Genomic DNA, 8304 nt, shown 5'->3' on the forward strand with positions numbered 1-8304 from the left:
CCCAGGGCCGCGAGTGGGAATTTTGACTAACACCCCCGGGGGGGACGCGCGCGGCGCCGGGCGCGGCGGCGGGGTGGGGACAGGCTGTTCAGGCGGCGTGTTGACCTGCGGCTGGGGAGCTGGCAGCGGTTGGGTCGGAAGCTGCTGCGGGAGCACCATTCCCGCCCAGATGCCGCTGCCGACCAAGAGGAGCCCACTGGAGAGATTGAGAAAGACCGTTGCACGTTTGGATGGGCGAGGCATCGCAGGCAAACCTCCGGCTGGCTGGGCGTAGGCGAGGAGCGAAAACCGGGCTCAACTCAACGCCTAGAGTCGATCCTATCCGGCGACCACCGCTCGCCAAGAGGATTAGGGGTTGCTCAGGCTGCCACTTCCCGCCATCCTTGGCAAGAGCCTAGTCGAAGCTAAGACGGCCCCGGTAGCGCCCTATAAGGGTCAGGCCATTGACGGGATCCGCACAATCGACCACAAAAGACGGAAAGCGTGGGTTGTCACTGATAACTTTTACTCGGGATCCCGACAGGCGGTGCAACCGTTTGACCCACAGCTCGCCATCCCTCTGAAAGACGTAGATGCCCTCCTCCCCCAGCTCTTCTTGCCGCTCGACAAAGATCCAGTCGCCATCTTCCAAGGTGGGAGACATGCTGTTCCCTTGCACCCGAATCAAGCTGAGCCCATCCGGGTTCCCCTTCAGATGGGCCCGCAGCCAGTTACGCTCAAAAGCTAGCACCGACTCGATGGACTCTTCCCGCACCAGCGCCCCGGCCCCTGCCGAGGCAACCACATCCACCAGAGGCACGTATACATACTCCGTTTTGGCGTCGCCAGGGGATCCCTCCCCCGTAATCAGCCAACTGAGACTCACCCCCCCCACCTGGGCAATTTTCACTGCCTTGTCGATGCCGGGCACGGATCCCTTGAGGTAACTGCGCAAGGCTGTATCGCTAATGCCGGCCCGCCGCCCAAACGCATAAATGGCCTCATTGCCGATCACCTGTCGCAAACGGGCAGCAAAGGAGGAATCAGAGGAGGTGGACATCGGCTTAACACTACAGGTTGTGTACAACTAAATTTCTACCACTATATATTGACAAGTCAACCCCCGTGAGAGGTGGGGGATAGTGTTTATGCTGAGTTGGAGGGAAGAGGGCAGAGTTTCCAGTAGTAGGATCTGAGAGGCTCAACTTGTTCTGGCTTGATCCCTATGACCGTCTCAGACTGGAAGCGCTGGCTGGATCATTTTCTCATTGCCCTAGTCTTTCTGGTGTTTGCCGGCTTTGTCTGGTTTGTCTTCTCGGTAACGGGAGCTTTCATTGGGATCCCGCTGGGCTACAAACTTTGGCTGCGGCTGTGGTTGCCTCTGTTCCAGCCAGCGCTGGGGATCCTGATGGCTGGAGCCCTGCTGAGCGGGGTGTGGGGTTGGCTGGAGAAACGCCACTCCTGCAATCGAGACCATCAGCAGAACTAAAGATTGGGCAGCGCCAGGAGGCTCCAGACTGGCTCTATACTGAAAACGTATCTAAATGTTGAGCAGCGGAGGCGGTCTGGCGTCGTGTTTGTCTTATCCGGCTACGAGTATTTGCTGGTTTTTCTGATCGTCTGTGCCCTGCTGCCGGTCTTGGCTCTGGGAGCTTCTGCGCTCTTAGCCCCAAAGCGGCGGGGATCCCTGCGCCGCAGCACCTATGAGTCGGGCATGGAGCCGTTTGGCCAGGCCTGGATCCAGTTCAACATCCGCTACTACATGTTTGCTTTGGTCTTCGTCATTTTCGACGTAGAGACCGTATTCCTCTATCCCTGGGCGGTGGCCTTTCATCGCTTGGGACTGCTGGCCTTTGTGGAGGCCCTGATTTTCATCGCCATCCTTGTGGTGGGCCTTGTGTACGCTTGGAGAAAAGGAGCGCTGGAATGGTCATGACCTCTAAGGAGCCGGAAGTCTTGTTTCCGGCGTCTGCCCCGCAAGTTACCACAGACCTCTCGAACAACGTTGTTCTCACCACGGTTAACGACCTGTACAACTGGGCGAAGATGTCCAGCCTCTGGCCGCTCCTCTACGGCACTGCTTGCTGCTTCATCGAGTTTGCAGCCATGCTGGGCTCCCGCTTCGATTTCGACCGCTTCGGCCTGTTGCCTCGTTCTTCGCCGCGCACGGCTGATTTGATCATCACGGCAGGCACCGTAACCATGAAGATGGCGCCGGCGCTGGTCAAGCTCTACCAACAGATGGCCGAGCCGAAGTACGTGATCGCCATGGGGGCCTGCACCATCAGTGGCGGCATGTTTAGCTCCGATTCCTACACGGCAGTGCGAGGGGTGGACAAGCTAATCCCCGTGGACGTGTACATTCCCGGCTGCCCGCCTCGCCCGGAGGCGATCATGGATGCAATCGTGAAGCTGCGCAAGAAGATCGCCGCCGAGGATATGCGGGAGCGGGGCCGCCTGCAGCAAACTCACCGCTACTACACCGTCAAGCACAACCTCAAGCCGGTGCCAGAGATCATCACTGGCAAGTACTTGGAGAGCGAAACTCGCCAAGCCCCGCCGCCGGAGTTGGCCGCTGCTATTGGCCTGCCGGTGCCACCGGCACTGCAAACGGCCGACTTCAAGCGAGCAGAGCAACAGCTCAAAGCGCTGCAGGGAGGAATGTGAGATGACAGAGGACAAAGCCCAGGAAAAGCCGTCCTCGACAGCCGAGCCGACAGAACCATTGGCGACGCTGGAGCGGGGGCCGGTCTCCCAGTTCCTCGCCGATAATGGCTTTGACCATCAGTACCTGGGTAGAGATGCCGCCGGAGTGGAGCTGTTGGAGGTGGAGCGGGACTTTCTCTTGCCTGTGTGTACTGCCCTCTATGCCTATGGCTTCAATTACCTGGAGTGCCAGTGCGGCTACGACCTGGGGGCGGGGCAACCTCTGGTCAGCCTCTATCACCTGATCAAGCTGGTGGACGGGGCAGATCGGCCGCAGGAGGTGCGGATCCAGGTGAAGCTGCCCCGCCAAGATCCGCGGGTGCCTTCGGTGTACTGGATCTGGAAGTCGGCGGACTGGCAGGAGCGGGAGACTTATGACATGTACGGCATCATCTTCGAGGGACACCCCAACTTGAAGCGGATCTTGATGCCGGAAGACTGGATTGGGTGGCCGCTGCGCAAGGACTATATCACGCCTGACTTCTATGAGTTGCAGGACGCCTACTAGGGGGGATGCCTCAACCGGCTGAGCAGCGTTCGCAGGACGTGAGAGAGATGTGGCCTTTTTTACTCTTGGTAATCTACGCAGGGGGAGTTTGGTACTCAGCCCGCAAGGCAGATCGCATCTACTCAGGCTCTGGAAAGTGGGCGGTGTCGGCCCTCTGGCCGCTGCTGCTCTTGACCAACCGCCAGTTCCGCCAAAATTGGCGTCGTCCCTTGAATAAGTGAGTCTATCCCCATTGGTAAGCCCTTCTAGGCAAGACTTAGGCTTGGGCAATCCGGGTTTGCCCTTGTTGCCCTCGCAGGCCGACCGAAGGTTGCCAGAGCTGATTGGCAGCCGCATTCGCGCTCGGGGACCAGTGACCTTTGCCCAGTTCATGGAGTGGGCCCTCTACGAGCCAGGGCTGGGTTACTACGAGCGGGAGCATCTCCCCCTCGGCTATGACTATCGCACCTCCCCCCACTTGGCGGCGGATTTTGCCCAACTGTTGGCTGAGCAGATCTTCCAGTTCTGGCACATTTTGGGATCCCCCCCCCATTTTGCGGTGATTGAGATGGGGGCGGGCAGCGGCCGCCTGGCTGAAGATTGGCTGGCCTATGTGGGCTCCACTTGGCCTGACTTCTGGCAAGCCCTGGAGTACGGGATCCTCGAGCGCTCTGCTTTTTTGCGGCGGCTGCAGCAAGAGCGCTTGGCCGGCTATGGCGGGAAGGTGCGCTGGCTAGAGTGGGACGAGATCCCAGATGGATCGGTAACCGGCTGTTTTTTTTCCAATGAGCTGGTGGACGCCTTCCCAGTCCATCGGGTACAGGTGCAGGCAGGGGCCTTGCGGGAAATCTACGTGGATTGGGCAGAGGGGGAAGAGGGGGGCTTCCGAGAAGTGTTGGGGGCTCCCTCTACGCCCGCGCTGGAAACCTACTTTGCCCGCCTGGGGATCCCGATTGCCACTTACCCCTCCGGCTACCAAACCGAGGTCAACCTCAAGGCCCTAGAGTGGCTCCAGCTTTTGGCCCGCAAGCTGCGACGGGGCTATGTGCTCACCCTTGACTACGGCTACACCGCCCAGCGCTACTACAGCCCCCAGCGCTTCCAGGGCACGCTCCTGGCCTACCGCCAACACGGCACCTACGCGGATCCCTATGTCTGGGTGGGATCCCAAGATCTCACTGCCCATGTGGACTTTACCACCTTGCAGCAGGTGGGGGAATCTCTGGGGCTCAAGTGCCTGGGCTTCACCCAGCAGAGCTACTTTTTGGTAAACCTGGGATTGGCGAAAAGGCTAGCCGACCTCAGCCAAGTTGGCGACGAGGGGGGGGATCTGGGCCAGGTGTTGCGACGGCGACATGCCCTTCACGCTCTGCTGGATCCGCTGGGGTTGGGGAGCTTTGGGGTGCTGCTGCAGGCCAAGGGCCTGAGCGACTCGGAGTATGCCCAGCCGCTGCGGGGCTTTGTCGATCCGGAGCTACACAGGGGGATAGCTTGGTAGCCCCGCACTAAAGTGGAGGGTGGAGAAGCCCGCAAGCAACTTGAGTTGCTCTCCCTTTGCGCCAGCGGGCCGGAGGCCTTAGCAAGCACCTACTACGAACCCGACCAGTGCATAGCGTGGAAGCGTTGCTCCGCAAAGTAAGCTGAACCTTAGGGCTTTGCCCTAGGGAACTGTGTAGAGGCGTCTTGACAGTGCTTTTACAAGTCCGCTTGTGGACTGCGTAAGAATCCCCCGACTTAAAGTCAGCGGAGTGTCAAGCGTACCCTAAAACGAAACAGAGCGAGGGGTTGCGTGGATTACTGCCCCTCGCGCTCCTCTACTTCCCTAAACTACACGGGGGCTCCAAGACCGGTATAGGAGCCATAGAAGAAAAGCCCAACCACCGCGACTACACCCAAACCGACAACCACAGCCACTATCCACAAAGGGATCCTTGCCTGACTAGTCATAGCAACTGGCCTCCAAAAGAAATTGATTCCTGCAGCTTTTCTCAACTTAAGACCGGAGATGGATTAAAGTCTCAGTTGAGAAAGTAGCTGGAAAACAGCAGCCCAACCACAAACACCAGCAGCAAGCCCAGGTATAGGGAAGTGCGGTTTAGCTCTACCGGTTGGGTGTTGGGATTCTTTTCGGGTTGATCAGCCATGGGGTTCACCGTTGAATAAACTGCATCGCAGCAATAGCTCCCAGAAAGAAAACGGTTGGAATTGCCAAAGTATGCACCGCCAACCAACGGACGGTAAAAACAGGGTAAAAAACGGGCTCATCAGGGTTGTTTACAGATTTGGTCGCCATAGTCCAGATCCTGGCTCTTGGAACACAAAATAGATTTACAAGTCGCAACAGGTGAACGATCCCCGACCCTCATCTTCGTTGAGTCAGCACAGCATGGCTTACGCCACACTGCGCGAACCGATAGAGCACGGTCTTCATGCTTCACAGACTTGTTGGTACAGAGGTCTTAGCGTGGTGCCACCGTGCGACCTGTGTCGGGAACAAGTCAGGAAAACTCTCCAGAGATTTAACTTGTTCTCCTCAATTGTAGCACAAACAGCCTTTATCCCGACACTGATTTGCTTTTGAGTAAATACAGTTCACAAATACAGTGTGGGGCTTCCCGCCGATTAAGCTAAAGAGTTGCCAGCCTGGCCCTGCTCTTTCCTAGCGAGTTAACTTTTCCAGTTGCTCGAGAGCGTTGAAGCGGTCGCTGACAATCGGCAACTCCTGCCGCTCTGCGGTGAAATACTCATTGGGGCGTGGAGTACCAAAGATATCATAAGCCAAGCCGGTGCTGACAAAAAGCCAGCCCGCCAAAAACAAAGCGGGAATGGTCAGGGCATGAATAACCCAGTAGCGGACGCTGGTAATAATATCGACAAAAGGTCGCTCTCCAGTGTTGCCAGCCATGAAACTCCTCCCTGCACTAGGGGCAAAAGGGCTCTTTGAGTCTATAACACAATGATAGGGATTTGCATGCACAGCTACAAGTTACAAGACGATGGCTCAAGCCGTTTGCCGGCAAGCCAGACTCCATCTTGCATAGGTCAGATCTCCTAACAGCCTCTGAGTTCAATCCCAGGGATCCCCAGGGTGAGCCCGCACGCCTGGGGGTTGGGGATCCCACTGCCAAAGGGCGCAATCCCAACTGGTATCGAGGGCTTGAGGGCAAGGCGGAACTTTGAGGTAAGCTGACCCTGGGGGGATGTCAACGGAACAGGAGTAACAGCTATGCGGTGCTCGTGGCCCCTAGCTCTGAGTTTGTGTTGGACGCTAGGCTGGTCGAGCGTCAGCCTGCCGGCTTGGTCCCAAGGAGTAGAGCAGCAAGCCTCACTGGCCTGGGCCGATGCCTACGTGGCGGCGCTGGAGCGCCAGACCGATCTGGTGCTCACCCAGGAGCCGCTGTCGGCCACTCTCACCCGACTAGAATTGGCCCAGTGGCTGACGGAGTTTTTCGGCTACATCCCCAACCCCAACCAGGTGCAAGAAATTCGCGATCTCGAGCCCAATACCCCCGACTATTGGACGGCCCAGGCGGTGCTGCAGGCAGGGGCGATGCGCCTGTATGAGGGCAACGAGTTTCGTCCGCAAGGAGATCTCACCCACCTGGAAGCCCTAGCCATTTTGGTGCGGGCATTGCAGTTACCACCTCCCAGCCCAGAGGCCATAGAGCAATGGATGGCTCTCTACAGCGATGCTGCTGAGGTGCCGGAGGTGGGACGGGCCTTTGTGGCCATGGCGGGCAAAGCGGGGCTATTGGTGAATGTGCCGGATCCCGCCCGGCTGCGGCCCAATCGGGTGCTGAGCCGAGCTGAGGGGGCGGTGCTGTTACATCAGGCGTTGGTGTATCGCGGTCAGCTTCCACCCTTGCCGCCTCCGGTGGTGCAGTTGCGGCCTTCTCCCGCTGCGGTGGCCGAGACCATCCAACCCGAAATCTTGCAAACGCGGGTTATCCCTGAGTCGGGAGTGGTGCCGGCAGGGAAAACCTTGACCGTTGAGGCGCAGGGTACTCCCAACGGCAGGGCCACGGTGGATATTGGCGACCTGGTGCGGGGTTTGCCCATGGAAGAAGTGCAGCCCGGCTATTACCGCGCCGTTTACACCCTTGGCCCTCAAGACAGCGCCTTCGGCCCCGATATCCGCATCCAACTGAGCCTTAATGGAGTCAGCACCCGCGTTCAGCGGCGGCTCCCTCAACTGGCCCTGGGCAATGTCGCCCCCCCGCCGGTGGAACCGGTGTTTCCTCCCCCCGCCCCTCTGCCGCAGCCAGCCACCCCCGCCCCTCTGGCCGCAGCCGGCAACCGCTATCCGCGCATTGCGGCGATTCGCCTGGATCCCCAGCGCGACCTGGTGGAAGGGGATATCCTCACCATTGCCATCTGGGGGGACTCGGGAGGGATCGCCCAGTTTGATTTGGGGAATCTGGCCCTCAACCAGCCGATGCGGGAGGTGCGACCCAACCACTACGAGGGCACCTACGTGGTGGCCCCCACCCACCAAGCCAGCAACCCTGTTTTGCGAATTGTGCTCAGCAAAGACGGCCTCAGCCAGGAGTACCGCGAGATCTTCCCTTTTGCAATCGATGGATCCAAGGGAACTCGCTCCACCATTCAGCCAGCTTCTCGGCCTGTCGCTGCTGGGCCGCCTCAGATTTTTAGCATTACCACCAACAGCACCAGCCTGCGCATGGGCGAGATCCTCAAAGTGACGATGCGAGGGGATCCGGGGGGGCGGGCAGCTTTTCGCATCGTCGGGGTGACGCCAGAGGTGGAGATGCGGGAGGTGGCGCCCGGACTCTATGAAACCCAGCAACAACTGCCCTTCAACATGCAGCCGGTCAACAACGGCCTCATTGAGGTGATCCTGGAGCGGGGCGGGCAAAGGGCCGTCCAAACCAGCCCCTCGCCAATCACCATCGCTCCTTGAGCAAAACTTGCTGCGCAGCATCGCGAGAACTTTATCCCGCTGGCGCAAGCTGTAGTTAAAGGCATACGATCCGATTGCCCAGCTATTGGCGATCACCGGCAGCCTGGTAGTTATAGCCATCTCAAATGGTAATAAAACATTTCTCTGCGTCGTCATTACTACGCAAAGCTGTCGCGAACGCGCCGCTCTAACTCCCCTCTCCCTCTGGGAG

The 8304-nt window shown here is 58.8% G+C and carries 12 protein-coding genes and 1 pseudogene; 7 read left to right on the plus strand and 6 right to left on the minus strand.

Translation table 11 applies throughout. The annotated features are described in order from the left end of the window. Together NW845_RS11515 and NW845_RS11520 are read right to left on the minus strand one after the other, a co-directional pair. A pseudogene (locus NW845_RS11515) lies at positions 1-243 on the minus strand (hypothetical protein); the annotation flags it as partial. 151 nt (positions 244-394) lie between these two features. Then, complete coding sequence (locus NW845_RS11520; protein WP_414364840.1) at positions 395-1039, minus strand: XRE family transcriptional regulator; 645 nt, start codon at positions 1037-1039, stop codon at positions 395-397. A 165-nt stretch (positions 1040-1204) separates the two neighbouring features. Between NW845_RS11520 and NW845_RS11525 the strand changes: the two genes are divergently transcribed. From NW845_RS11525 to NW845_RS11550, 6 genes are all read left to right on the plus strand, one after another. Further along, positions 1205-1468, plus strand: coding sequence for a hypothetical protein (locus NW845_RS11525; RefSeq protein WP_414364838.1), 264 nt, complete (start codon positions 1205-1207; stop codon positions 1466-1468). Between the two features lie 84 nt (positions 1469-1552). After that, positions 1553-1915, plus strand: coding sequence for a photosynthetic/respiratory NAD(P)H-quinone oxidoreductase subunit C (gene ndhC, locus NW845_RS11530; RefSeq protein ID WP_011430811.1), 363 nt, complete (start codon positions 1553-1555; stop codon positions 1913-1915). Then, a complete protein-coding gene (locus tag NW845_RS11535; RefSeq protein WP_414364836.1) occupies positions 1906-2646 on the plus strand; it encodes an NADH dehydrogenase subunit K in 741 nt (246 codons plus the stop codon). Before ndhC ends, NW845_RS11535 begins: the two co-directional genes overlap by 10 nt. A gap of 1 nt (position 2647) precedes the next feature. Next, positions 2648-3193 carry an NAD(P)H-quinone oxidoreductase subunit J gene (locus NW845_RS11540; protein WP_414364834.1) on the plus strand — a complete coding sequence of 182 codons (546 nt, stop codon included), beginning with the start codon at positions 2648-2650 and terminating at the stop codon, positions 3191-3193. Between the two features lie 47 nt (positions 3194-3240). Continuing rightward, a complete protein-coding gene (locus NW845_RS11545) occupies positions 3241-3414 on the plus strand; it encodes a hypothetical protein (protein ID WP_414364832.1) in 174 nt (57 codons plus the stop codon). A 41-nt stretch (positions 3415-3455) separates the two neighbouring features. Next, complete coding sequence (locus NW845_RS11550; protein WP_414378646.1) at positions 3456-4670, plus strand: class I SAM-dependent methyltransferase; 1215 nt, start codon at positions 3456-3458, stop codon at positions 4668-4670. Positions 4671-4999: 329 nt separating this feature from the next. Here the strand turns inward: NW845_RS11550 and NW845_RS11555 are convergent, their stop codons facing one another. The 4 genes from NW845_RS11555 to psbE all read right to left on the minus strand — a co-directional run bounded on the left by NW845_RS11555 (position 5000) and on the right by psbE (position 6077). Continuing rightward, positions 5000-5119 carry a photosystem II reaction center protein J gene (locus NW845_RS11555; RefSeq protein WP_414378647.1) on the minus strand — a complete coding sequence of 40 codons (120 nt, stop codon included), beginning with the start codon at positions 5117-5119 and terminating at the stop codon, positions 5000-5002. A 71-nt stretch (positions 5120-5190) separates the two neighbouring features. Further along, the gene (locus tag NW845_RS11560; protein ID WP_011431223.1) at positions 5191-5316 is read right to left on the minus strand and encodes a photosystem II reaction center protein L; all 126 of its coding nucleotides are present in this window, start codon (positions 5314-5316) and stop codon (positions 5191-5193) included. Positions 5317-5321: 5 nt separating this feature from the next. Next, positions 5322-5465, minus strand: coding sequence for a cytochrome b559 subunit beta (psbF, locus tag NW845_RS11565; protein WP_414364828.1), 144 nt, complete (start codon positions 5463-5465; stop codon positions 5322-5324). Positions 5466-5831: 366 nt separating this feature from the next. Then, a complete protein-coding gene (psbE, locus tag NW845_RS11570) occupies positions 5832-6077 on the minus strand; it encodes a cytochrome b559 subunit alpha (protein WP_011431225.1) in 246 nt (81 codons plus the stop codon). 321 nt (positions 6078-6398) lie between these two features. On the opposite strand from psbE, the gene NW845_RS11575 reads away from it, so the two are divergent. Further along, on the plus strand, positions 6399-8093 hold the full coding sequence (locus NW845_RS11575; protein WP_414378648.1) for an S-layer protein: 1695 nt from the start codon (positions 6399-6401) through the stop codon (positions 8091-8093). The last annotated feature ends 211 nt before the right edge of the window (positions 8094-8304 follow it).

It is taken from the genome of Synechococcus sp. H60.2, assembly GCF_047462315.1.
Taxonomy (GTDB): domain Bacteria; phylum Cyanobacteriota; class Cyanobacteriia; order Thermostichales; family Thermostichaceae; genus Thermostichus.

What these genes read in the sequence shown, in the direction of transcription:
- NW845_RS11520 (WP_414364840.1), bottom strand. Translation starts at nt 1,039, where the DNA reads ATGTCCACCTCCTCTGATTCCTCCTTTGCTGCCCGTTTGCGACAGGTG.
- psbE (WP_011431225.1), bottom strand. Translation starts at nt 6,077, where the DNA reads ATGGCTGGCAACACTGGAGAGCGACCTTTTGTCGATATTATTACCAGC.
- NW845_RS11540 (WP_414364834.1), top strand. Translation starts at nt 2,648, where the DNA reads ATGACAGAGGACAAAGCCCAGGAAAAGCCGTCCTCGACAGCCGAGCCG.
- NW845_RS11535 (WP_414364836.1), top strand. Translation starts at nt 1,906, where the DNA reads ATGGTCATGACCTCTAAGGAGCCGGAAGTCTTGTTTCCGGCGTCTGCC.
- NW845_RS11555 (WP_414378647.1), bottom strand. Translation starts at nt 5,119, where the DNA reads ATGACTAGTCAGGCAAGGATCCCTTTGTGGATAGTGGCTGTGGTTGTC.
- psbF (WP_414364828.1), bottom strand. Translation starts at nt 5,465, where the DNA reads ATGGCGACCAAATCTGTAAACAACCCTGATGAGCCCGTTTTTTACCCT.
- NW845_RS11560 (WP_011431223.1), bottom strand. Translation starts at nt 5,316, where the DNA reads ATGGCTGATCAACCCGAAAAGAATCCCAACACCCAACCGGTAGAGCTA.
- NW845_RS11575 (WP_414378648.1), top strand. Translation starts at nt 6,399, where the DNA reads ATGCGGTGCTCGTGGCCCCTAGCTCTGAGTTTGTGTTGGACGCTAGGC.
- NW845_RS11545 (WP_414364832.1), top strand. Translation starts at nt 3,241, where the DNA reads ATGTGGCCTTTTTTACTCTTGGTAATCTACGCAGGGGGAGTTTGGTAC.
- NW845_RS11525 (WP_414364838.1), top strand. Translation starts at nt 1,205, where the DNA reads ATGACCGTCTCAGACTGGAAGCGCTGGCTGGATCATTTTCTCATTGCC.